At 74.9% G+C, this 22,763-nt stretch carries 17 protein-coding genes and 1 rRNA gene; 4 read left to right on the top strand and 14 right to left on the bottom strand.

Going from position 1 to position 22,763, the window contains the following annotated elements:
- Window positions 1-101: 101 nt before the first annotated feature.
- From ABZW03_RS08670 to ABZW03_RS08660, 3 genes are all read right to left on the bottom strand, one after another.
- Window positions 102-1,544 (bottom strand): aldehyde dehydrogenase family protein, encoded by a 1,443-nt coding sequence (locus ABZW03_RS08670; RefSeq protein ID WP_355253983.1) that lies wholly within the window; start codon window positions 1,542-1,544, stop codon window positions 102-104.
- A 212-nt stretch (window positions 1,545-1,756) separates the two neighbouring features.
- The gene (locus ABZW03_RS08665) at window positions 1,757-3,325 is read right to left on the bottom strand and encodes a PucR family transcriptional regulator (RefSeq protein ID WP_355253981.1); all 1,569 of its coding nucleotides are present in this window, start codon (window positions 3,323-3,325) and stop codon (window positions 1,757-1,759) included.
- Between the two features lie 155 nt (window positions 3,326-3,480).
- A complete protein-coding gene (locus tag ABZW03_RS08660; RefSeq protein ID WP_355253979.1) occupies window positions 3,481-5,556 on the bottom strand; it encodes an ATP-binding protein in 2,076 nt (691 codons plus the stop codon).
- A 241-nt stretch (window positions 5,557-5,797) separates the two neighbouring features.
- On the opposite strand from ABZW03_RS08660, the gene gabT reads away from it, so the two are divergent.
- Together gabT and ABZW03_RS08650 are read left to right on the top strand one after the other, a co-directional pair.
- Window positions 5,798-7,138, top strand: coding sequence for a 4-aminobutyrate--2-oxoglutarate transaminase (gene gabT / locus ABZW03_RS08655; protein ID WP_355253977.1), 1,341 nt, complete (start codon window positions 5,798-5,800; stop codon window positions 7,136-7,138).
- Between the two features lie 480 nt (window positions 7,139-7,618).
- The gene (locus ABZW03_RS08650; RefSeq protein ID WP_355253975.1) at window positions 7,619-8,281 is read left to right on the top strand and encodes a phosphatase PAP2 family protein; all 663 of its coding nucleotides are present in this window, start codon (window positions 7,619-7,621) and stop codon (window positions 8,279-8,281) included.
- Here the strand turns inward: ABZW03_RS08650 and ABZW03_RS08645 are convergent.
- Window positions 8,254-8,586 (bottom strand): DUF2218 domain-containing protein, encoded by a 333-nt coding sequence (locus ABZW03_RS08645; RefSeq protein ID WP_355253973.1) that lies wholly within the window; start codon window positions 8,584-8,586, stop codon window positions 8,254-8,256. The two genes, ABZW03_RS08650 and ABZW03_RS08645, sit on opposite strands and share 28 nt — an antisense overlap.
- A gap of 167 nt (window positions 8,587-8,753) precedes the next feature.
- Here ABZW03_RS08645 and ABZW03_RS08640 point away from each other — a divergent pair, with 167 nt between their 5' ends.
- A complete protein-coding gene (locus ABZW03_RS08640; RefSeq protein ID WP_355253971.1) occupies window positions 8,754-9,275 on the top strand; it encodes a MarR family transcriptional regulator in 522 nt (173 codons plus the stop codon).
- Here ABZW03_RS08640 and ABZW03_RS08635 read toward each other — a convergent pair.
- On the bottom strand, window positions 9,190-10,131 hold the full coding sequence (locus ABZW03_RS08635) for an EamA family transporter (RefSeq protein ID WP_355254007.1): 942 nt from the start codon (window positions 10,129-10,131) through the stop codon (window positions 9,190-9,192). The genes ABZW03_RS08640 and ABZW03_RS08635 overlap by 86 nt on opposite strands.
- Before the next feature lie 196 nt (window positions 10,132-10,327).
- Between ABZW03_RS08635 and ABZW03_RS08630 the strand changes: the two genes are divergently transcribed.
- Complete coding sequence (locus tag ABZW03_RS08630; RefSeq protein WP_355253969.1) at window positions 10,328-11,233, top strand: LysR family transcriptional regulator; 906 nt, start codon at window positions 10,328-10,330, stop codon at window positions 11,231-11,233.
- An 81-nt stretch (window positions 11,234-11,314) separates the two neighbouring features.
- Here the strand turns inward: ABZW03_RS08630 and ABZW03_RS08625 are convergent, their stop codons facing one another.
- The 9 genes from ABZW03_RS08625 to rrf all read right to left on the bottom strand — a co-directional run.
- Window positions 11,315-12,076 carry a ZIP family metal transporter gene (locus ABZW03_RS08625; RefSeq protein ID WP_355253967.1) on the bottom strand — a complete coding sequence of 254 codons (762 nt, stop codon included), beginning with the start codon at window positions 12,074-12,076 and terminating at the stop codon, window positions 11,315-11,317.
- 281 nt (window positions 12,077-12,357) lie between these two features.
- Window positions 12,358-14,097: a restriction endonuclease gene (locus ABZW03_RS08620; protein WP_355253965.1), complete on the bottom strand. Its 1,740-nt coding sequence runs from the start codon at window positions 14,095-14,097 to the stop codon at window positions 12,358-12,360.
- Between the two features lie 114 nt (window positions 14,098-14,211).
- Complete coding sequence (locus tag ABZW03_RS08615; protein ID WP_355253963.1) at window positions 14,212-16,191, bottom strand: hypothetical protein; 1,980 nt, start codon at window positions 16,189-16,191, stop codon at window positions 14,212-14,214.
- Window positions 16,192-16,462: 271 nt separating this feature from the next.
- Window positions 16,463-17,119 (bottom strand): YigZ family protein, encoded by a 657-nt coding sequence (locus tag ABZW03_RS08610; protein WP_355253961.1) that lies wholly within the window; start codon window positions 17,117-17,119, stop codon window positions 16,463-16,465.
- A 156-nt stretch (window positions 17,120-17,275) separates the two neighbouring features.
- The gene (locus ABZW03_RS08605) at window positions 17,276-18,565 is read right to left on the bottom strand and encodes an aldolase (protein ID WP_355253959.1); all 1,290 of its coding nucleotides are present in this window, start codon (window positions 18,563-18,565) and stop codon (window positions 17,276-17,278) included.
- A 125-nt stretch (window positions 18,566-18,690) separates the two neighbouring features.
- On the bottom strand, window positions 18,691-20,226 hold the full coding sequence (locus tag ABZW03_RS08600; protein ID WP_355253957.1) for a DUF2637 domain-containing protein: 1,536 nt from the start codon (window positions 20,224-20,226) through the stop codon (window positions 18,691-18,693).
- A 220-nt stretch (window positions 20,227-20,446) separates the two neighbouring features.
- Window positions 20,447-21,112, bottom strand: a complete 666-nt coding sequence (locus ABZW03_RS08595; RefSeq protein WP_355253955.1) for a response regulator transcription factor — start codon at window positions 21,110-21,112, stop codon at window positions 20,447-20,449.
- On the bottom strand, window positions 21,064-22,473 hold the full coding sequence (locus ABZW03_RS08590) for a histidine kinase (RefSeq protein ID WP_355253953.1): 1,410 nt from the start codon (window positions 22,471-22,473) through the stop codon (window positions 21,064-21,066). The genes ABZW03_RS08595 and ABZW03_RS08590 overlap by 49 nt, the downstream gene beginning before the upstream one ends.
- Before the next feature lie 203 nt (window positions 22,474-22,676).
- Window positions 22,677-22,763 (bottom strand): 5S ribosomal RNA (gene rrf / locus ABZW03_RS08585); the annotation flags it as partial.

The raw sequence follows: 22,763 nt of genomic DNA, 5'->3' as shown, positions 1-22,763 counted from the left end.
GCCGGAACGCGGGGGGCCGGAACGCGGGGAGGCTTCCGGAACGCGGGGAGGGCCCGGTTCGGTGAACCGGGCCCTCCGCCGTGACGTCGCTACAACCTCGCTCAGAGGTCGAGGCCGGTCAGGACCATGACCTTCTCGACGGTGTAGTCGTCCATCGCGTACTTGACGCCCTCGCGGCCGACGCCGGAGTCCTTGACGCCGCCGTACGGCATCTGGTCGGCACGGTAGGACGGCGCGTCGCCGATGATCACACCACCGACCTCCAGCTCCCGGTGGGCGCGGAAGGCGGTCTGCAGGTCGTGGGTGAACACGCCCGCCTGGAGGCCGAACGCGGAGTCGTTGACGGCCGCGAAGGCCTCGTCCACGCCGTCCACCTTGTGCAGCGACAGCACCGGGCCGAACACCTCGGCCTTGGCCAGGATGGCGTCCCCGGGCAGCTCCGCCAGCACGGTCGGGGCGTAGGTCGCGCCCTCGCGGGTACCGCCGGTGAGCACCTTGGCGCCCTTGGCGACCGCGTCCTCGACCCAGGACTCGACGCGCTTCGCGGCGTTCTCGTCGATCAGCGGGCCGACGTCGGTCGCGCCGTCGGCCGGGTCACCGGTGACCTGCGCCCGGACCTTGGCGACGACCTTCTCCGCCAGCGCGTCGTACACCGAGGCGTCGGCGATCACCCGCTGCACCGAGATGCAGGACTGGCCGCCCTGGTAGTTGGCGAACATCGCGATCCGGGTGGCCGCCCAGTCCAGGTCGGCCTCCGAGGACCAGTCGGCGAGCACCACGGCCGCGGCGTTGCCGCCGAGCTCCAGGGTGACGTGCTTGCGCGGCACCGAGTCCATGATCTGGTAGCCGACCTTGTCCGAACCGGTGAAGGAGATCACCGGCACGCGCTCGTCCTGCACCAGGGCCGGCATCCGGTCGTTCGGCACCGGCAGGATCGACCAGGAACCGACCGGCAGGTCGGTCTCGGCCAGGATCTCGCCCAGCGCCATCGCCGACAGCGGGGTGGACGGGGCCGGCTTCAGGATGATCGGGGCACCGACCGCGATCGCCGGGGCGACCTTGTGGGCGACCAGGTTCAGCGGGAAGTTGAACGGGGCGATCCCGAGCACCACGCCGCGCGGGAAGCGGCGCACCACCGCGAAGCGGCCCACCCCGCCCGGGTCGGTGTCCAGCCGCATGGTCTCGCCGTTGGTGCGGCGCGCCTCCTCGGCGGCCCAGCGGAAGACCGACACCGCGCGGCCGATCTCGCCGCGGGCCCACTTGATCGGCTTGCCGTTCTCGGCGCTGACCAGCTGGGCCAGCTCCTCGGTGCGCTCGGTCAGCCGCTTGGCCACGTGGTCCAGGGCGGCGGCACGCTGGTGCGCCGGGGTGGCGGCGAACACCGGCAGCGCGGCGACGGCGGCGTCCAGCGCCTCGTCGACCTGGGCCTCGGTCGGGATGCTCACCTTGCCGACCAGACGGCCGTCCCAGCTGTTGTGCACCTCGAAGTCGGCGTCGCCGCTCGCCCGGCGGCCGGCGAGCCAGAAATCGTGCGTGGTGGTCACCGTGGTACCGGCCCTCTCCTCGTCTGTCCTACGGCCCACGGACGTGGGACCCGGTTTTGAGGGTAGGCGGGGCGGCGCGCCGACCGGATTGGCCGACTAGGAGCGTTCGCCGCCGGGGCCACTCCACCGCGTCCTACGGGGGCGTACGTGCGGGGCCGGTACGTCGTTCCGGTCCCGCGCCTCGGCCGGCGCCGTCCTTCTCACTCCCCGTCTCACTCCTCGCCGGAGCGGAGCGCCAGCCACAGCTCCATCCGCACGTCCGTGTCGTCCAGCGAGCGGCCCAGCAGCTCCTCGACCCGGCGCATCCGGTAGCGCAGCGTGTGCCGGTGCACGCCCAGGTCGGCCGCCGCCGCGTCCCACTGGCCGTGCCGGGACAGCCACGCCCGCAGCGAGGCCACCAGGTCCCCGCGGGCCGTCCGGTCGTGCTCCCGCAGCGGCCGCAGCAACCCCTCCGCGAACGCCGTCACCGCGTCCTCGCCGAGCAGCGGCAGCAGCGACCCCGCGCCGACCTCCTCGTGGTCCACCGACCGGCGGCCACCGCGCAGCGCCACCGCCAGCGCCCGCTCGGCCTGCGCGTGCGCCGTCCCGGCCTCCTCCAGCGCGGCCGGCGCCGAGACCCCCAGCGACAGGCCCTCGTGCTCCTCCACCGCCCCCAGACAGGCCCGGTGCACCGCGCCGTTGTCCAGCGCCAGCACCATCAGCCGCGGCCCGTGCGCCCCGTCCTCCCGGGCCACCAGCAGCTTCTCGCCCACCCGGGAACCCGCCTGCTCGGCCCGGTCGCCCAGCTCCCCGAGCGCCTCCGCGGCATCCGCGGCGGCCGGCCCGGCCCCGGCCACCAGCACCCGCACCGTCCCCTCCGGCATCCCCCCGAACAGCCCCACCGCCACCTGCCGGGCCGTCGCCACCTCACCGGCCAGCACCATCCGCAGCAGCGCCGCGCCCATCCGCTCCTCGGCCTGCCGCAGCTCCCGCGACCGCTCCAGGGTCAGCGTCAGCAACGCCACCGCCGCGTTCAGCACGTACCGCTCGGTCGGCGTGATCCGGTCCTCGGTCCCGACCGCCAGGAAACCCCGGGCCCGCCGGTCCGCCCCCAGCGACTGGACCACCACGTAGTCCTCGTCCGCCGTGTCTATCCCCGGCGCGCGGCCCTGCAGGGCCGCACTCGACGGCGCCGGCCGCCGGCGCAGCCGGTCCACCTCCGCCGCCAGCCGCCCGGCCCGGCGCGCCGCCCAGTCCGGGGCCACCACCGACAGCGCGCCCGACCCGTCGTACAGCGCCGCCCAGCCCCCCAGCCGGGCCGCCAGCCGACGCACCACCGCCGTCGTGCCGTCCTTGCCGAGCGCCGCCCGGGTCAGCTCCTCCTGCGCCTCGAAGCTGGTCGTCACCGCCTCGTACTGCTCCGCGGCCAGCGCCGCCGACACCACCTTGCTGATCGCGATGAACGGCGTCGGCTCCGGCACCCGCAGCAGCGGCAGCCCGCGCTGCGCGGCCGCGTCCACCAGCGGCTGCGGCACCTCGGTGTGCGACAGCCCCACCCCGAGCCCCAGCCCGACCACCCCCGCGTCGGCCAGCCGGTGCACGTACGCCTGCAACTGCGCCGCCGTACGGCCCAGCTTGATACCGGTGGTGAGCAGCAGCTCGCCACCCTCCAGGAACGGCGTCGGGTCGTCCAGCTCGCTGGTGTGCACCCAGCGGACCGGCCGCTCCAGGTGATCCGCACCGGCGAGGACCGTCAGGTGGAGCGAGGTGTTGCGGACGACGGAGGCGAGTGTGGGGGGCATGGCACCTTCGAGGGATCGACCTGACCGCGCCGTTGCGGCCGGGCGAGGAGAGGGACGTGGGACTGGTGAGGGTCTCTCCCCTTCATTATGGACGCTCCGGACAACCCGCACTGCCGAATCCACCTCGAAGGCGACTTCCCCGGCCCACCCCGCCGTCAGCCCCTGAGGTCCACCAGCAACGGCGGCACCTGCTCCCCCGACACCGCCGTCAACGACACCACCGCGTGCCCCGCCGGCAACGCGTGCGCCAGGTCCGACGGCGACCACCGCAGCCGCTCCACGTCCCGCGTCGTCACCGACTCCGTCTGCGCCGTCGTCCCCGACAACGCCTTCCGCCCGATCCGCCCGGCGCGCCGTATCACGCCACCGGAGGTGTCGGGGGTGTGGGTGACCGCGGTCTCCTGCACCAGATGCGTCCCCCAGGCCTCCGAGAACAGCTTGCCGTCCCACGGCGCGATCCCCGGGAACGCCATCCGGCAGCCGACCGCACCGAACAGCGGCGCCCGCAGCGCCTCCGGCAGGTCCACCAGCGTCCGCAGCAGCAGCACCGCGCCCGCGTTCGCCCCGCGCATCCGCTGCAGGCCGCGCACCGCGGTGGCGTCCAGCGCCGCCGAGGCGTCGTCCACCACCAGGCCGGCGAACAGCGAGCGGTCCTCCCGGGTCCCGGCCGCCTGCACGAACTGCCCCACCACCAGCCGGGACAGCATCCGCGCCACCTCCGGGTGGCTCCGCTCGGGCAGCTTCACCCGCACCCGCAGCGGGTGGTCCAGCACCCGCATCGCGAACGGGGGCCGACCGGTGCCGTCGGTCGCGAACGCCCCCTCGAAGGCGGGCCGCTCCAGCAGCGCCAGCCGGTCCGCCAGCAGCGCCCCGGGGTCGTCCGCCCGGTCGCGCTGCCGCTCCCGGTGCTCCAGGTCCCGCTCGTGGACAGCCAGCCGCCCGGCCACGCCGAGCGCCTTCACCAGGGCCACCAGCACGTCCGGCTCACCGGCCAGCAGCGCCCGCAGCTCCCGCACCCCCGGGTAGCGGCCGTACGCCGCGTGGAAGGGGCCCACCACCTGCTGCAGCGCGGTGCGGGCGTGCTCCGCGCGGGCGGTCAGCTCGTCCGGCAGCAGCGCCTCGGCCAGCCGGGCGGCCGCCTCGTCCGGGTCCCGCGCGGCGCCGTAGAGGTCCAGCCCGTACAGCGAGGACGGGTCGCCGGGCGCGATCACCACGTCGTACCAGGAGTCCGGGCCGAGATCGGCGTCCGCCGCCCCGACCACCACCGCGCAGGCGGTGCCGGACAGCGCCTGCAGGCACAGCGCCTCGGCCACCGGCCGGGCCAGCCGCGTCGTCTTCCCCGTCCCGGCCGGGCCCACGGCGAGCAGCGAGGTGCCCAGCACCGCCGGGTCCAGGGCGAAACCGGCCGCCCGGTGGCCCAGCGGGTTCTTCGGGACGTCCTGCGCGGTGCCGAGCCGGACCTGACCGAGCAGCAGATCGTGCTGCTCGGCGCGGCCGGGCAGCTCGCGCGCCTCGGAGGGGTGAGCGAAGGCGGCCGCGCCGCGGGTGGCCACCTGCTCGGCGAAGGCGGGCACGAACACCGGATCCGCCTGGGCGGACTCCCAGGCGCGCCGGATCCGCACGTAGTCGACGTCCCCCACGGCCTCGCCGTCCAGCCGGGCGGCCGCGTCGGCCGCGCCTTGGCGCAGCCCGTCCCACGGGTCCTGGCCCCGCACGGGGTCGACAGCCCCCGTGCCCGGGGTGTCCTCCTCGGCGGGCTGCTCCTGCGTCACGGTGCGCGACAGCAGCGGAGCGGCGTAGCGGCGCCACACTTCTAGCCAGCGGCCCATCCGGCCGAAGACTTTGATGACGATGCCCATCACCAGAACATTCAGTGTGAGGACAACCGATGTCGCGACGAAGGCCGACTGTGACGGCAAGACGCCGATGAGCGTCGCCCCGTCCGTAGCGAACTCAACGCCGTAGACGAAGGCCAGCCACCCCACCACCGCGTTGAGCCCCGCCCGCAGCAGCAGCGGCCAGGTCGCGACCTTGGCCGCCTCCGCCCGCTCCGGGTCGAGGCGGCGGTAGCCGAGCCGGAAGACGCCCGGGTCGGCGTCGGGGCGGGGGGCGCAGGCCCAGGCCGCGAGGTCGAAGGAGGAGGCGCTCCCACCCGGCCGCGGGTGGGGTAGGGCCGTCGGGGGTCTGGTGGTGGTGCGCTCGCCGTGGTGGTGTGCCCCGTCGTGTGCCATGTACGGCCCCGCTCCCTCGCCCGCCCGGCCCGACCGCCGTCGGTGCCGCCATACCCATGCCGCCGTACCGGCGACACGCCCGCGCTCAGGGTAGTGGAGCGGGGCCTGCGGGTAGTCGTGCCGCCCGGGCTGGCCGTGCCGGACAAGTCGGACGGCGCACTGCTACCGAGTGGCGCGTGCCCGGGCGGGGAGGGCGGCCGTAGCCTGCGAAGCACCGAGCCGAGAAGTCTGGAGAAACCCCATGAGCGCCGCAACGCCGCTCCCGCAGGAGCGCCGCCTGGTCACCGCGATCCCCGGTCCGAAGTCGCAGGAGCTGCACGCCCGCAAGCTGGGTGCGGTGGCGGCCGGCGTCGGCACCACCCTGCCGGTGTACGTGTCCCGTGCCAACGGCGGCGTGCTGGAGGACGTGGACGGCAACTCGCTGATCGACTTCGGCTCCGGCATCGCCGTGACCAACGTCGGCAACAGCGCCGAGGCCGTGGTGGCCCGGACGACCGAGCAGCTGGCCAACTTCACCCACACCTGTTTCATGGTGACCCCGTACGAGGGTTACGTGGCCGTCGCCGAGCAGCTGAACGAGCTGACCCCGGGTGACCACGAGAAGCGCACCGCGCTGTTCAACTCGGGCTCCGAGGCCGTCGAGAACGCGGTGAAGATCGCCCGCGCCTACACCAAGCGCCAGGCCATCGTGGTGTTCGACCACGGCTACCACGGCCGCACCAACCTGACCCTGGCGCTGACGGCGAAGAACATGCCGTACAAGCAGGGCTTCGGCCCGTTCGCGCCCGAGGTCTACCGGGTGCCGGTCGCCTACCCGTACCGCTGGCTGACCGGTGCGGAGAACGCCGCCGCCGAGGCCGCCGCCCAGGCGATCGACACCATCAACAAGCAGATCGGCGCCGAGAACGTCGCCGCGATCATCATCGAGCCGATCCAGGGCGAGGGCGGCTTCATCGAGCCGGCCAAGGGCTTCCTGCCGGCGATCGTGGAGTTCGCGAAGGCGAACGGCATCGTGTTCGTCGCGGACGAGATCCAGACCGGCTTCTGCCGCACCGGCCAGTGGTTCGCGTGCGAGGACGAGGGCATCGTCCCGGACCTGATCACCACCGCCAAGGGCATCGCCGGCGGTCTGCCGCTGTCGGCGCTGACCGGCCGCGCCGAGATCATGGACGCCGCGCAGACCGGCGGCCTGGGCGGCACCTACGGCGGCAACCCGGTGGCCTGCGCCGCCGCGCTGGGCGCCATCGAGACCATGAAGGAGCAGGACCTCAACGGCAAGGCGCAGCGGATCGGCGAGATCATGCTGGGCCGCCTGCGGGCCATGCAGGAGAAGTACGAGATCATCGGTGACGTCCGCGGCCGCGGCGCGATGATCGCCGTCGAGCTGGTGCACCCGGGCGGCAAGGAGCCGAACGCGGAGGCCACCGCGGCCCTCGCCAAGGCCTGCCACGCCGAGGGCCTGGTCGTGCTGACCGCCGGCACCTACGGCAACGTGCTGCGCTTCCTGCCGCCGCTGGTCATGCCGGAGCACCTGCTGAACGAGGGCCTGGACATCCTGGAGGGCGCGTTCGCCGCCCTCTGAGCGGTGGCGTCCGTCAGGTCGTGAACCCCCTTCCGGAGGGTTGTCCGGACAGCGCTGAACGGCCCGTGGGGACCTCTGGTCCGCACGGGCCGTTCGGTTTCCCGGCGCGCCGGGCGGGCGGTCCGGGCATGATCGACGGGGCGCCCGGAGGCCGCCCGGCGCAGGGTGAAGATGATGTGCGGAATCGCTGAAGGCGCTCGGCGCGGAAAGGCTGTTGACGTAGTGTCATCATCGATGGACAGCGAGCCTCGGCCGTTGGCGCGGCCGTCCGCGGGGCCCCGCCCGGGGCCGGTACCGCGGGTGCCGCACGAGGACGACCAGGCCGGCCCGGGAGGGTCGGCGCACACCGAAGGCCGATCGACCGACCGTCCGACCCACACCCCCCGGGGCGCGCGGAACGGCGATCATCAGGGCCGCCCCGGAGCTCTCCCCCCTGCTCCGGGGCGGCTGTTCGCCGTTCTGGACCGGGTGGCGCGGTCGGTGGCCGTACCGGTGGTGGCCGTGGTGCTGCTGCTGGCGGTGTCCTGGCAGGTCGCGGCGGACGGGCCGCTGCTGGGCGTGGACCGTTCGGTCCGCCAGGCTGTCCGCGCGGCCCACCGGGACTCCCCGAACGCCCTGCTCGACCGCCTCGGGCACGTCCTGTCGGACCTGGGCAGCAGCGTCCCGGCCGTTCCGGTGCTGCTGCTGGCCGGCGCACTGGCCGCCTGGCGGGCGCGCCGGTCCGGCGCCGGGCGGTGGTGGCTGCCGCTGCCGGTGGCGGCGCTGACGGCGGGGCTGATCCCGCTGCTGGTGGTCCCGGCGAAGGCGGCGTTCGCCCGGCCGGGGCCGCTCGGGGAGCCGCTGACGGCGGGCCAGTGGGGCTGGTACCCGTCCGGGCACACCGCGACCGCGGCGATCTCGTACGGGGTGGCCGCGCTGCTGCTGGCCCGGGTGGCGGGGCCGCTCGCCGCCCGGTGGCTGGCCGCGGGCGCGGTGCTGCTGTCGCTCGGGGTGGGCGCGGGGCTGGTGTGGAGCGACTTCCACTGGCTGCTGGACGTGGTGGCGAGCTGGTGCCTGGCCGTCCTGGTGCTGTGGCCGCTCGCCCGCTGGCTGCCCCGGCCGACGGCCGGGAGGCGTCAGGCCTCGGGGTCCTCGTTGCGGTGAACCAGGCCGGGCTCGCCGTTGTCCCGGTGCCACTCGATGACGAGTTCGTCGCGGGCCCCGAAGCGGACCAGGTGGCGGCCGACGACGTCCTCCAGCCCGGGCAGGTTCTCGCGCTCGCCCTCGACGGTGAGCAGCAGGGCGTCCGGCCGCGTCTCCAGGGTGGCGGTGCCGGCACCGAAGACCATCGTGCCGCGGCCGGTCTCCTCCGAGTAGACGGCCTCGATCTTGCGCCCCATGTGGGCGGTGAGCTGCTTGGCGTAACGGCCCGGACGGTCGGTGGCGACGCGGGCTTCGGAGCGGGGCATGGGCCCTCCAGGGTCGGGAAGGGGAACTTAGGGTCCCCTCACTTGGGGCAACGCTAACCCAGATGCTGAGTTAGGCTCAACATATTTCCGCGATCACCCTCCGCCGCCGGCCGCGGGCCCCGGACCGACGGCTACCCTTGGGCGGACGCCAGCCGAGGAGACCGCCGATGACCACCACGCCGACCGACGGACCGGCGGACCCCTCCCCCGGCCCCCGGCCCGACGCCCCCGGCACCGCCGCCGAGCTGGCCGACGCGATGACCAGGGCGATCAAGCGGATCCGCCGTCAGACCGGCTGGCGGCTGGAGCCGTACGGCATCACCCCCGGCCAGGCCCGGGCGCTGCGCACGCTCGCCCACGTGCCCGGCTGCGAGAGCCCGGACCACGCGATGCGGCTGAGCGACCTCGCCGACAAGCTGCACATCGCCCCGCGCTCGGCGACCACCGTGGTCGACGCGCTGGAGGAGGCCGGGCTGGTCGAGCGCAGCCCCGACCCGGCCGACCGGCGGGCGGTGCGGATCCTGCTGACCGAGGCCGGGCGGGCGGCGGTGGAGCGGATCGGGCAGGTCCGGGACGAGGTGGCGCAGGAGTACTTCGGCGAGGTCAGCCCCGCCGACGAGGAGGTGCTGCTGCGGGTGCTGCGCTCCGCCGAGGCCCGCTTCCTCGCAGCCGGGCCGCCGCGCCGCTGACGGCTCCTGCCGGCAGCGCGGTGATCCCGATCCCGGCGATCACCAGCAGGGCGGCCGCGGCGGCCGTCGGGCTGATCCGCTCGCCGAGCAGCAGCCAGGCCGAGGACATCCCGAACACCGGGACCAGCAGCGAGTACGGCGCGACGGCGGTCGCGTCGTAGCTGCGCAGCAGGAAGCTCCAGGCGACGAAGCCGAGCAGGGTGGAGACCAGCCCGACGTAGCCGATCGCCCCCAGGCCGGCCGGGGTGATCTCGCGCAGTGCGCGCAGGTCCGCCTCCGGCCCCTCGACCAGCAGGGACAGGGCCAGCAGCGGCAGCGGCGGGACGGCGCTGACCCAGACCATCCAGCGCAGCGCGTCCGGCGGCGCGGCCCTGCGGGTCAGCACGTTGGCCAGGCCCCAGGCGACGGCGGCCAGGACGACCAGGGCGAAGGCCCCGAGCGGCCCGCCGGCGCCCTGGTCCCAGGCGCTCAGGGCGATGCCGGCGAAGGCGACCGCCAGGCCCGCCAGCCGCTGCCCGCCGGGGCGTTCGCGCAGCAGCACGGCGGCGAACAGCGCGGTGAAGCCGGCCTGCCCCTGGAGCACCAGGGAGGAGAGCCCGGCCGGCATCCCGGCGTGCATGCCGAGGAAGAGCAGCCCGAACTTGACCACCCCGAGGACCACCCCGACCGCCACCACCCAGCGCCAGGCCACCCTGGGCGGGCCGACGAAGAAGACCGCCGGCACCGCGACGACGGCGAACCGCAGGGCGCAGAAGAGCAGCGGCGGGAAGCTGTCCAGGCCGACGTGGATCAGGACGAAGTTGAGGCCCCAGACGGCGGCCACCAGGACGGCCAGGGCGATGTGGCGCGGGCTCATGCCGGCCCGGCTGCCGTGGCCGTCCGTACTCCCCGTGGTGCCCGCACTCCCCGTGCTCCCTGTGGTGCCCGTGGTGCCCGTGCCGTGCTGGCCGCCCGGGGCGGCGGCGGTTGTCGCGGTCATGGGTCGAGCATGGTGGCGCCGGACCGTGTAGCACCAGCGACGAATACTGAAGTGGACGCTTTAGGATCGCTGCATGATGGACCTGGGGCGCCTGCGGGCGCTGCACGCGGTGGCGGTGCACGGCTCGGTCGGCGGGGCGGCGGCCGCACTCGGCTTCACGCCCTCGGCGGTCTCGCAGCAGATCGCCAAGCTGGAACGGGAGACCCGGACGGTGCTGCTGGAGCGGCAAGGCCGGGGCGTGGTGCTGACCGACGCGGCGCGCGAGCTGGCCGCCACCGCGCAGACCGTGCTGGGGCTGGTGGAGCAGGCCGAGGTGCGGCTGGAGGAGCAGCGCGGTCAGGCCGTCGGGCGGCTGCTGGTGGCCGCGTTCCCGTCCGGTGCCCGCGGGCTGATGCCCGCGGCGCTGGCCGACCTGCGGCGGCGCTGCCCGGAGCTGGACGTCCGGCTGCTGGAGCGCGACCCCTACCCGGCGGCCGAGCTGGTGGCCCGGGGCGAGGTGGACCTGGCGCTGGTGCAGGACTGGCCGACCGTGCCCCTGCCGGTGCAGGAGGGCGTCTCCCGGATGGACCTCGGCACCGACCCGGTGGACCTGCTGCTGCCCGCCGACGACGCACTGGCTGCGCTCGACCCGGTGCCGGTGGAGCGGCTGTGCGGGCAGCGCTGGATCAGCGTGCCGCCCGGCAACATCTGCCACGACTGGCTGGTCCGCACCCTGCGCGAGGTCGGCGAGGAACCGGACGTGCGCTACCAGGTCGGGGAGTTCGAGACGCAGATCGCGCTGGTCGCCGCCGGCCTGGGGATGGGCCTGGTGCCGAGGCTCGGCCGCGGCCCGCTGCCGCCCGGGGTGGCGGCCCGCCCGGTGACGCCGGAGCCGAGCCGCCGGGTGTTCGCGCTCTGGCGCTCCCAGGCCTCCCGGCGGCCGGCCATCACCGAGGCGCTGGCCTCGATGCGGGAGTGCTGGCGGCGGCTGCCGGCCTGAGCCGGTACGGCCCCCGACTCGGACGGCTTCGGACGGACCTCGGACGGCTTCGGACGGACCTCAGCCGGCTTCGGACGGACCTCAGCCGGCGAAGCCGATCACCAGCCACATGAAGCCGACCCCGGCCACGGTGCAGAGCAGGGTGCTGCGCGAGGGGTGCGGGCTGTGCGCCTCCGGGAGGATGTCGGAGGTCGCCAGGTAGAGCAGGAAGCCGGAGAAGAAGCCCAGGTAGAGGCCGAGCAGGTGCCCCGGGATGGTGAACGCCAGGGTGATCGCCGCGCCGGACACCGGGGCCAGCGCGTCCGCGGCGAGCAGGGTCAGCGCCCGGCGCCGGTTGTTCCCGTACAACCGGGTGATCGTGTACGTGTTGAAGCCGTCGGCGAAGTCGTGCGCGACGACCGCGATCGCCACCACCGTGCCGACCGTGGTGCCGGCCTGGAAGGCGGCGCCGATCGCGAAGCCGTCCATCACGCTGTGTCCGACCAGGGCCAGCGCGGCGGTCAGCCCGATGCCCTGGCGCCCGGCGGAGTGGTCGTGACCGTGGTGGCCGTGCGAGTGGGCGGCGTACTCGCCCTCGTGGCCGCGGTGGATGGCGACCGCGCGCTCGACCACGTGGATGGTGAGGAAGCCGGCCGCGAACATCAGCAGCGCCTGCGGTACGCCGTGCACCTCGCCCGGCGCCTGGTGGATCGCCTCGGGCAGCAGGTCGAAGGCGACCACGCCGAGCATCAGTCCGGCGGCGAAGCCGAGCACCAGGTGGCGGCGGTCGCGGGTGCGCTGGGCGACGAAACCGCCGATCAGGGTCATCAGGAAGGCCGCGGCGGCGACCAGTACCGCGGTCATCGGGTCGGCTCCGGCCCGGATCCGGCCGGGTGGCCGGGCCCCTGGTCGGGTGCTCCGCCGAACGCTCTGCCCATTCCTCTTCCCCCTGGGGTCCGCCCGTGGCCGGGCCGACCGCCGACCGTACCGGACGCCCGTTCGACGGTGATCACCCGGGGTGCCGGGGCGCGGCCGGGAGCCGTTCCCCCAGCCTCGGCCCGGGCCCGCCGGGGCGCCCACCGGACGGCCCGCCGGCTGGGCCGTCGGAGTGAGGCCGCCCGCCCCGGACGGCCAGCCGGGGCGGATCAGCCGCCCGTGGCGAGCGGCAGGCCGAGGTGGGTGCGGGCGAGTTCGCGGACGCCGTCGCCGTCGATCAGGTGGATGTGCCGGTGGCCCTCCTCCGCCGTGAGGTCCAGCACCTCCTCGGTGAACCGGCCGGTGGTCAGCCGCAGCCCGCGCTCGGCGGACTCCTCGCCGACCGCCTCGACCAGGGTCTCGATCTGCTCGGCGCCGATCGCCGCGGCGTCCCGGGAGGCCCAGACCACCCAGCGGCCGGGCAGCGCCGTCCCGGGCGCGCCCTCGCCGGTGGCGACCAGCCCGGCCGGGCCGCGCAGCCGGACGCTCCACTGCGCGATCCCGCCGCGGGTCAGCAGGTCCCGCACCAGGTGGGCGAACTCGTTGGCGGACAGGTCGGCGGCGGCCGGCACGGTGGCCCCGACCCGGGCGGCCGGCTGCACCGCGGCCCGGTCGTACGGGTCCGGGGTGACGGCGGCACCGAGCTGGCGCAACCGCACCAGGGCCTCGTCCTGCTCGGCGTCGGCGTAGACGCCCTCGTCGTCCCGCTCCTCGTACGGGGTGCCCGGCGGCAGCAGCCGGGTACGGGCCAGTGCGTCGCGGTCGGCGTCCACGCTGACCAGGCAGAGCGGCTCCGCCGCGGCGGGGTCGCGCAGCCAGCCGTTGAGCACGACGCCGGTGAGTATCTCGTCGGTGTCGACGGCGTCGGCGGCCTGGAGGGCGCGCAGCGCGAGCCGGGCGACCAGCCGCAGGTAGTCGGTGGCCCGGTCCACGGGCGGGCGCGGCACCGGGAGGACGTCGCCGTCCGGGGCGAGCCGGTAGCCGGTGAGCGAGGGCACCAGGTCGAGCGGCGGCAGGTCGAGGTCGAGCACGGCGGTGCGGGTGAGCGGGCGGAAGACCGCCCGGCAGGGGGCGGGCAGGTCCTGGGTGGCGGTCTCGGCGGCGGCCAGCGCGCGTTCCAGCAGCGACTCCACGGCGGCCGGTTCGGCCAGCCGGTAGGCCCGCCGGCACTCCTCCAGGCTCTCGTTGTACTCGCGCACGGCCCGGGCCCGGGCCTCCTCCGCCGCCTCGTGGGCACGCCGGGACTCGTCGGCGGCCGGGCTGCCGGCCTCGGCCCGGCGGGTGCGCCACTCGCGCAGGGCGCGCTGGTGGGTGAGCCGGGCCTGGGCCAGCTCGCGCTGGTAGCCGGAGTCGAGCAGTCGGCGGGACGGGCCGCTCTCCGGGTCGGCCGCGGGCGGCTCGGCGGGCGCGAAGTCCTCCCAGCGGGGCTCGGGCTCCTCGGCGGTGCCGGGACCGTCGGCCGGGTAGGGGCGGGGCTGGTAGTGGCGCAGCTGGCTCTCGAAGTCCATGGCCGAGACGGGCAGCGCGGCCCGCCGCAGCAGGTCGGCCAGCCGGTCGTGCTCGGCCCGCACGGCGAGCGTGCGGTGGTGGGTCAGGGCGGCGGCCCGGGCGTGCGCCGCCACGGCCTCGTCCGGGTCGGCCTCGCCGGCTCCGCCTCCGACTCCGGCTCCGTTTCCCCGGTCGGCGGGGCCCGGGACGGACGGACCTTGGCCGGACGGACCGCTACTGGTCGGGCCCACGCCGGACGGCCCGTCACCGGCCGCGCCACCGCCGGGGCGGCCGGCGGCGGCGTCGTCCGGCTCCTGTCCTTCCTCGGCTCCGAGGTCGCGGAAGACCGAGGCGAGGAAGCCCGGTCGGGGGAACTGGACGGTGGCGGTTCCCTCGGACTGGCCGTCTGCTGAGTACTGCATCGGTCGTCGTTCCCCCATGCTCGTCCGGCGCCTGCCCGGGGCGATCGGCGAGCCCGTGGAGCCGCCCCTGCCGGACATTGTCCCCCGAACGGGCGCGGCGGTCAGCCAAGCCGGTCAGTTGGTCCGGGTGTTGGTCAGGTGCAGACCGATGTAGCCGACGTAGATCCGCCCGCTGCCGGAGCAGTCGTCCAGGTAGTGCAGCCGGGGCGCGGTGCGACCGCCGCCGATCCGCAGGTGCGCGCCCATGAACGCGCGCCGGGAGGAGTCGACGCATTCCGGCACCGGCAGCATCCGCTCGCGCTTCCACTTGGTGTGGCTGAACACCGTCCGGGACTCCCCGCGGACCGCCTTGCGGGGCGGGAAGCGGCGACAGCCCTCGGGCGTCCGCTCGCACCACTGCTTGAAGTCCCCGCCGGCCGCCCCGCGCACGGCCGCCTCGGCGTACTCCTGAAGAGCGGTCAGCCCGTCCCAGGCGAGCCTGGCCCAGCCGGCGCCCGCGCACTGGAGCTCGTCCAGGGCGAGCGCGGTCTTCTGGTCACCGGTGAAGGTCACCAGGGGGAACTCGCCCAGTCTGCCCATGAGTTCGGTGAAGGTCTCGGGCGTGCCACGGTGGTCGGGGGACTGGACGGCCGGGTGCGGGCCGACGGTCGGCCCGCCGCCCGGTGCGACGCAGTGGCGCCCGGTCAGGCCACGGGCTCCGGAGTGGAGGCGGCCCTCCCGGACGTCCCGGCCGTCGCGGACCTGGCCCCGTTCGCGGTGCTCGCGGCGCTCCAGGCGCAGAGTGTGCCGGACCCGCTCCAACTCGTCGGCCCTGGCCTGCTGTTCGACCCGGTCCTGCTGCTCCTCGCGGGCGAGCGCGGCCAGTTCGACGCCCTGGTGCGGGGCGGCCGGCCCGGCCGTCCGGTCGACGTCCTGCTCGGCCGTACTCCCGACGGACTGCTCCGCGGTCCGCTCCTCGCTCCGGTCGGCGCTCCGGTCCGCAAGCTGCTCCGCGGCCTGGCGGAGCTGCGGCGGCGGGACGCGCAGCACCGGAACGGCCGCCAGCGGCGGCGGCAACGGCTGCTCCGCGGCCAGGCGGCGCGGCTCGCGGGCGAGCAGCGCGGCGGCACGGCGCAGGTCCTCCTCTATTCGGCCCCGGGCGAGCACCGGATGTCGGGCGCTGTCCTGGCGGGAGGCCGGGTCGACCTCGGGCAGGTAGGTGCGCACCGCCCCGCCGTAGACGGTGTGGTACTCCAGCGCGACGTTGAACCCGGTGCGGGCGGCCGGGTCCAGCACGTAGGCGGTGGCGAGACCGGGCAGCTGCTGGCAGAGCGGGGCCACCACGTCCTGCACCCAGCGGTCGAGCGGGAGGTTCACCGGGACGCTGGCCACCACGGTGGGCAGCCTGCGCTCGGGGTCGCACAGCTCGTCGATCAGGGCGTCGACCTCGTCGGCCGTGATCACCCGGGGTGCGGAGTGGACGGCGGCCGGGCCGTCGGTGGCGTCGAGCAGCGGGAGGAGCGAGCGGGCGAGTTCGGGCACCGGCACCCGGCACGGGGTGCGCACGCCGCTGCCGGTGCTGTGGGTCTCGGCCTCCAGCCGGACCCAGGTGGGGCCGTCCGGAGCGGTGGCCAGGGTGAGGGTGAGCTGCTGGGTGCCGTGCGGGGCCGGGGTCCGCAGTCGGCGGCGGTCGTAGCGGCCGGCGCCCGGACCGCCGCGCAGCGGACCGCGGTCGCGGTCGAGCAGGACGCGCTCGCCCAGCCGCAGGCGCTCGGTGACGGGATCCGGTTCGGCGCTCCCGGCGGGGGCGCGGCGGGCCGGCGGGGGCTCCTCGAAGCCCTCCTGCTTCAGCCAGCAGGCCAGCTGTTCGTCGGCCAGGGCGACGGCTTCGGCGTGGGTGAGGGCCGTGGTGACCGTCATCCGGTACGGCGCCGCCGAACCGCGGGGGCCGGGCAGGTCGGCAGCGGCGTGCGGGCGGACCCGGTTCGGGGCGGGGCGGTTGGCGATCGGGTGACCGGAGGCCGGACGGATCGGGGTCGGGTGGTTCGAGGTCGGGTGGTTCGAGGTCGGGTTCGTCGCGGACTGGGGATTCGAGGTCGAACGGTCTGAGGTCATGCACGTACCTCCGCGGTGCGGGGTGGGGTCCTGTGTCCTCCATCGATGGTTTCGTCCGGTTCTGCCGGAGCCTTGCCCAGGAAACGCCACGGCCCGGAGGGGAAGTTCCAACTCCGGGCTACGACACTACGTTCGGGTGAATCTGCTCAAGCGGTCTTCCGCGTGGCGCGGGTCCTGGTCTACGGGAAAGGGCCGGTCACGGGCCGTCCGACCGGCCGTCCGACGGACCGTCCGCCACCCGGGCCCCACCAGGTGCCCCCCGCCCCCGCGGTCAGACCGGCACCTCGACGTAGGTGCGGCCGGCCGGGACCGCCACCGCGGTGCCGCCGGTCGCCTCGGCCAACCAGGTGTGGAACTCCGCCACGTCCGGCTCCGGCACGCCCACCTCGATCCGCACCCCGGTGGCCTCGTAGGCCAGGTCGCTCACCGCGTACCCGGCCGCCCGCAGGTCGTTCTCCACCCGACCGGCCCGGACGTGGTCCGCCGTCACCGCGAGCAGCGCGACCGGCCGGCGCTCCAGCAGGCCGATCTCGTCCACCGCCTCCGACACCGCGTTCCCGTACGCCCGCACCAGGCCGCCCGCACCGAGCTTGATCCCGCCGAAGTACCGGGTGACCACGGCGGCGGTGTCGGTCAGCCCGCGCCGTCGCAGCACCTCCAGCATCGGCACCCCGGCCGTGCCGCCGGGCTCGCCGTCGTCGCTGGACCGCTCCCGGCGCTGCTCGTCGCCGACCACGAAGGCGGTGCAGTTGTGCCGGGCGTCCCAGTACTGCTTGCGGATGCCGGCGATGAAGGCCTGCGCCTCCTCCTCGTCGGCGACCCGGGCGAGGTGGCAGATGAACCGGGACTTCTTGATCTCGATCTCGTGGCTGCCGGCCCGCCGGATGGTGAGGTACGGCCTGGCGGTGGGCTCCGGCGTGACGGCCATGGTGCGGGGATCCTCCCGGGGGCGGCGAAGGCTGACGGCGCACGCCCCGGGACACCGGGGCGGCACCGCCAGCCTAGTTGGCACGCGGCGGGCGGGACCGGCGGCCGGGTCCGGCAGCCGGCCGCCGCCCGGTCGCGGGACGGGTCACCGGACGGTTCAGCGGCCGGCCAGGGCGTTCAGCCGCGCGCGGTCCAGGCCGGTCAGCGCGGTGACCTCGGCCGGGTCGACGGCGCCGCAGTCCAGCCCGCGCAGCAGGTAGCCGCTCAGCGCCCGGGCGGTGGCCGGCTCGTCCAGCACGTTGCCGCCCGCCTTCGCGACGTACGCGGCCAGCCGGGCGGCGGCGGCCGCCAGGCCCTCGCGGTAGAAGGAGTAGACCGCGACGTAGCGGGTCGGCAGGTGCGCCGGGTGCATGTCCCAGCCCTGGTAGTAGGCGCGGGCCAACGAGCGGCGGACCAGGCCGTGGTGGAGCTTCCAGGCGGCGTGCACCTGCTCGGTGGAGCCGGCCGGGACGACGTTGGTCGAGCCGTCGGAGAGCCGCACCCCGGTGCCCGCGGCCGCCACCTGCATGACCGCCTTGGCGTGGTCGGCGACCGGGTGGTCCGTGCTCTGGTGGGCCGCGCCGACGCCGCAGGCGGCGCTGTAGTCGAAGGTGCCGTAGTGCAGACCGGTGGCGCGCCCCTCGGCGGCCTCGATCATCCGGGCGACGGTGGCCCGGCCGTCCGGGCCGAGGACCGCCTGGGTGGTCTCGATCTGGATCTCGAAGCCGAGCCGGCCGGCGGGCAGCCCGGCCCGGTCCTCGAAGTCCTCCAGCAGCCGGACCAGCGCGGTGACCTGCTCGGCGTAGGTCACCTTGGGCAGGGTCAGGACCAGGCCCTCCGGCAGCCCGCCGTTGGCCAGCAGGGTGGCCAGGAACAGCTCCAGGGTGCGGATGCCGCGGGCCCGGACGGGGGCCTCCAGGCACTTGGTCCGGATGCCGAGGTACGGCGGGGCGCCGCCCTCGGCCACCGCCGCGGCGACCAGCTCGGCGGCGCGGACGGCGGCCGCGTCCTCCTCCGCGTCGGGGCGGGGGCCGTAGCCGTCCTCGAAGTCGATCCGCAGGTCCTCGACCGGCTCGCGCTCCAGCTTGGCGCGGACCCGGGCGTGCACGTCGGCGAGCAGCTCGTCGTCCGCCACCCCGAGGGCGCGGGCCAGCGCGGCGGGGGTGGCGGCGTGGCGGTCGAAGGCTTCCAGGGCCCGGCGGCCCCAGTCCCGCACGGTGTCGGCGCCGAAGGCGTCGGCCGGGACGTAGACGGTGTGCACCGGCTGCCGGCTCGCGGGCTCGCCCGGGTAACGGCGCGCCAGATCGGCGTCGACCGGGGCGAGCAGCGCCTCCACGGCGGCGCGGGCCGCGGCGGAGAAGGAGGCCCCGTCCGCCGGCCCGTTTCCGTCGACCCCGACCCGTGTCATCCGCACTCCTTCATGCCGAACCAGTGCTTCAACAATTTGTTGAGGTGAAGGTAGCTCCGGCGGGACAGGGCGTCAACGGCCTCTGCCGGGCCCTGGTCGGTGGCGGCTGCGGCCGGTTCCCGCGGTCAGTCCCTCCCGGCGGCGACGTAGCGGTCGCGCAGCTCCGGGAAGAGCTCGGCGACCTCCTTGGGGTGGACCGAACCGTTCGCGCCCTTGCCCGTGACGCCGTACTCCCTGGTCAGCCAGTCGGCCAGGCGCTGGGGGTCCGGCTGGTGGCCGTGGACGTCGATGTACGAGACGAGCGCCTCGTAGGCGACGTCCGGGTCGAGGCGCGCGGGCACCGGAGGGAGCACGGGGTCCTCGGCGTGCACGGGCTGCTCGGCGTGGGCGGGTTCCTCGGCCTCTACCGGCGGCGCGGGCTCGGCAGGCTGTCGGGGCTCGGCGGGCTGCTCGGGCTGCGGCTGCGGGCCGACCGGGTGCTGGGCCTGCGGACCGGGCGCGGGCTCGGGGGCGAGGGCCGGCTCCTCGGCGACCGGGCGCGGGGGCTTGAACCAGGGCGAGGCCTGCCCGGGCACCCGCCCGCCCGGGGCGGCGTCGGCCGGGTGGCCGGTGGTGCGGACCGGGCGCTCGGTCCAGACGTTCAGCTCCTCGCCGCGCGGCTGCGGAACGGCCTCCCCCTCCGCGTCCGGCTCCTGGGCGGCCCGCAGCCGGACGGCGGCCAGCTTGGCGAGCATCGGCGCGGCGACCTCGGCGGACATCGGCGCAACGGCCGCGGGCGCCTGGGCCTGGGCCTGTTCGGGCTGCGGCTGCGGGGCCTGCTGAACGGCCTGCTGGGAGGCCTGCGGTGCCTGATCCGGGTGCTGGGGCCGCCGGCCGTCGGCCGCGGCGACCGGGGCGATGGCCGCGGTGGCGCGGTTCTCCTGGGTGTCGATCCCCTGCGCCTCCTGTGCCGCCGGGACCTCCTGGACCTCGCGCTCACGGCCCTCGTCGTCCAGCCGGTCGAGCAGCGCCGGGTCCAGCGGCACGCCGAACTTGGCGAGCTTGAGCGGCAGCAGCGCCTGGATCGGCGCCGACCGACGCCAGCCGCGGCCGTACCGGAAGCGCAGCTGCGCCCGGTAGACCAGCCGGTTCTGTTCGAGTCGGATGACCTCGTCGTAGGAGCGGAGCTCCCAGAGCTTCATCCGCCGCCAGAGCCGGAAGGTCGGTACCGGGGAGAGGATCCAGCGCATCACCCGGACCGACTCCATGTGCCGGTCCGCGGTGATCGCCGCGATCCGGCCGACCGCGTGCCGCGAGGCCTCGACCACGACGACGAAGAGCACCGGGATGACGGCGTGCATCCCCATGCCGAGCGGGTCGCCCCAGGAGGCGGCCGCGTTGAACGCGATGGTGGCGACGGTCAGCAGCCAGGCGGTCTGCCGCAGCATCGGGAAGGGGATCCGCAGCCAGGTCAGCACCAGGTCGAGTGCGAGGAGGACGACGATGCCGGCGTCCACGCCTATCGGGAAGGCGTAGGAGAACGCACCGAAGCCCTTCTCCTGGGCCAGATCGCGCACCGCGTTGTACGAACCGGCGAAACCGATGCCCGAGATGATGCAGGCACCGGCCGCGACCAGGCCGAGCAGGCCCCGATGGGCCTTGGTGAGCGTTGGGCGTGCCATTACGTCTATCAACCCCTGGATGTCGGCTGCTGCCGTACTGCCACGGCTGCCGGGTCCCGCTGGTCGGGCCGCCGGACGGCTGAGCAACCTCCGGGCTCGGCCCACCGGAGTTTACTCGTACACGTGTTTAAGCGTTCCCACAGCCTGGGGTGTCACAGTGCGTAGGCCCGGCCACGGCCTCCGGCACCGCGCGGAGCTGCGCCGGAGGCCGATCGGACCGTCAGCGGGTCTGCCCCGCCGTGCCGTTGAGGTAGGTCAGTACGGCCAGCACCCGGCGGTTGGCGTCCTCGTCGGGGGCGAGTTCGAGCTTGCTGAAGATGTTGGCGATGTGCTTGGCCACCGCACCGTCGCTCACCGAGAGCCGGGCGGCGATCGCCGAGTTGGAACAGCCCTCGGCCATCAGCTCCAGCACCTCGCGCTCGCGCGGGGACAGCCGCAGCAGCGGACCGGGCCGGCGCGAGGTGGTCTGCATCAGCTTGGCGATCACGTCCGGGTCCATCGCCGTCCCGCCCGCCGCCACCCGGCGGACCGCGTCGATGAACTGCCCGGCGTTGAACACCCGGTCCTTCAGCAAGTAGCCGATCCCCCCGGTTCCGTCGGCCAGCAACTCCCGCGCGTAGAGCTGCTGGACGTGCTGCGACAGCACCAGCACCGGCAGACCCTGGATCTCCCGCCGTGCCTTGAGCGCGGCCTGCAGGCCCTCGTCGGTGAGCGTCGGGGGCAGCCGGACGTCGACCACGGCCACGTCCGGGCGGTGGGTCAGCAGCGCCTCCAACAGCTCGGGACCGGTCTCCACCGCCGCGGCGATGGTGAAGCCGTGCGCTTCCAGCAGCCGGATCAGGCCTTCGCGAAGGAGGTAGAGGTCCTCGGCGAGGACAACTCGCACGGCAACTCCAAGGTGATGGTGGTGGGTCCGCCCGACGTGCTGTCGATGGAGAGGACACCGTCGAAGGTACCCAATCGCTTCTCGATCCCGCGCAGTCCGGTCCCCCGCGAAGGGTCCGCCACCCCCACGCCGTCGTCCGTCACCGTGACCCGCAGGAAGCCGGCCCGGTGGAGGATGTCCACCCACACCTGCTCCGCCTCGGAGTGCTTGGCGGCGTTGGCCAGCAGCTCGCAGATGCTGAAGTACACGGCGGCCTCCACCGGGGCCGGCGGCCGGTCCGGCAGGCTCACGCACACCTCGGTCGGGAGCGCGCTGTCCAGCGCCAGGGCCCGGACGGCGTCGCCCAGTCCGCGCTCGGCGAGCACCGGCGGGTGGATGCCGCGCACCAGGTCCCGCAGCTCCTGCAGGGCCCGGGCCGAGGACTGGCGGGCCTCGGCGAGGAGCTCCCGGGCGGCGTCCTGGTCGGTGTCCATCAGGTGCTCGATGGTGCCCAACGTCATCCCGATCGCCACCAGTCGCGCCTGGGCGCCGTCGTGCAGGTCCCGCTCGATCCGCCGCAGCTCGGCCGCCTGGCTGCCCACCGCGTCCGCCCGCGTCTCGGTCAACTCGGCCACCCGCCTGGTCAGCTGGGCGTGCGTCGCCCGGCCGTCCTGGTCCAGCACCCGACGGGCCGCCTCCACGTACACCCGCACCGCGAACGGTGCCACGAGTACGCCGACGACGATCACGGCGGCCCCGAGTCCGGTGCTCAGCAGGACGGACATCATCCGGCCGTTCAACGGGCCGACCCCGTCCGCCGGCACCGGCCCCGACAGGATGCAGGCGGCGCCCGTCCCGAGCAGCACGGCCACCGGTCCGACCAGCGCCGCGACGAGGAACGGGTTCACCAGCATCCAGAGCAGCTCGGCGCGGGTGGTCCGGTCCCGCAGGCCCCAGTGGACGACCTGTGCGTACTTCGCCACCGTCCGCGAGCGGTGGTAGGTGTAGCCCGTCCACCAGTGCCCGCGACCGTCCAACTCCAGCTCCGGACAAGGCTCGTAGGTGGCCGGCAACCGTATGCCGAACCACCGCTCCAGCTGGCCACGGGTGCGGTCGGCGACGCCGCGGACGAGGAAGGCCGCCACCACCGAACCGACGAACGCCGCCACCAGCAGCGCGGCGAAGATCTCCGGGGAGTAGTTCTGGAGGATCTGGGCCGCGATCACCCCCGAGGTCACCGCTGCCCCTATCGGCAGGACGAACCCCGGCACCGCGGCCAGCAGCACCACGACCAGTCGTGTCAGGCCCTCACCGCCGGCCGCGAAGGCGGCCCGGGCCTGCGCACGCACGGACGGGCCGCTCGTACGAGTCACTGTTGTCACGGGAAGCTCCTGATGCCGGTACCGATCGTCCTCCATCAGTCTTCACGAACCGGTCTGCACCCACACTGGCCATGGCACCCCAATTCCGGGGTGGTGCTAGGACCACCTTCTGGTGGACGAAGTGACACCAGCGGGTGGGATGATCCGGAAATGCGAAGAACCCCCAGCCCGGTTTCCCCGGCTGGGGGTTCTTCTGAAGAATTGTTCGGCGGCGTCCTACTCTCCCACAGGGTCCCCCCTGCAGTACCATCGGCGCTGTAAGGCTTAGCTTCCGGGTTCGGAATGTAACC

Origin of the sequence: Kitasatospora sp. NPDC004799, assembly GCF_040609095.1 — a bacterium.
In the GTDB taxonomy this organism is placed as follows: domain Bacteria; phylum Actinomycetota; class Actinomycetes; order Streptomycetales; family Streptomycetaceae; genus Kitasatospora.
The sequence above is the reverse complement of the archived record's forward strand: the minus strand, read 5'-3'. Positions and strand labels throughout refer to the sequence as shown.

What these genes read in the sequence shown, in the direction of transcription:
- ABZW03_RS08665 (WP_355253981.1), bottom strand. Translation starts at nt 3,325, where the DNA reads ATGCCCCCCACACTCGCCTCCGTCGTCCGCAACACCTCGCTCCACCTG.
- ABZW03_RS08610 (WP_355253961.1), bottom strand. Translation starts at nt 17,119, where the DNA reads ATGGCCGTCACGCCGGAGCCCACCGCCAGGCCGTACCTCACCATCCGG.
- ABZW03_RS08615 (WP_355253963.1), bottom strand. Translation starts at nt 16,191, where the DNA reads ATGACCTCAGACCGTTCGACCTCGAATCCCCAGTCCGCGACGAACCCG.
- ABZW03_RS08645 (WP_355253973.1), bottom strand. Translation starts at nt 8,586, where the DNA reads ATGCCCCGCTCCGAAGCCCGCGTCGCCACCGACCGTCCGGGCCGTTAC.
- ABZW03_RS08630 (WP_355253969.1), top strand. Translation starts at nt 10,328, where the DNA reads ATGATGGACCTGGGGCGCCTGCGGGCGCTGCACGCGGTGGCGGTGCAC.
- ABZW03_RS08620 (WP_355253965.1), bottom strand. Translation starts at nt 14,097, where the DNA reads ATGCAGTACTCAGCAGACGGCCAGTCCGAGGGAACCGCCACCGTCCAG.
- gabT (WP_355253977.1), top strand. Translation starts at nt 5,798, where the DNA reads ATGAGCGCCGCAACGCCGCTCCCGCAGGAGCGCCGCCTGGTCACCGCG.
- ABZW03_RS08625 (WP_355253967.1), bottom strand. Translation starts at nt 12,076, where the DNA reads ATGACCGCGGTACTGGTCGCCGCCGCGGCCTTCCTGATGACCCTGATC.
- ABZW03_RS08660 (WP_355253979.1), bottom strand. Translation starts at nt 5,556, where the DNA reads ATGGCACACGACGGGGCACACCACCACGGCGAGCGCACCACCACCAGA.
- ABZW03_RS08605 (WP_355253959.1), bottom strand. Translation starts at nt 18,565, where the DNA reads ATGACACGGGTCGGGGTCGACGGAAACGGGCCGGCGGACGGGGCCTCC.
- ABZW03_RS08600 (WP_355253957.1), bottom strand. Translation starts at nt 20,226, where the DNA reads ATGGCACGCCCAACGCTCACCAAGGCCCATCGGGGCCTGCTCGGCCTG.
- ABZW03_RS08640 (WP_355253971.1), top strand. Translation starts at nt 8,754, where the DNA reads ATGACCACCACGCCGACCGACGGACCGGCGGACCCCTCCCCCGGCCCC.
- ABZW03_RS08635 (WP_355254007.1), bottom strand. Translation starts at nt 10,131, where the DNA reads ATGAGCCCGCGCCACATCGCCCTGGCCGTCCTGGTGGCCGCCGTCTGG.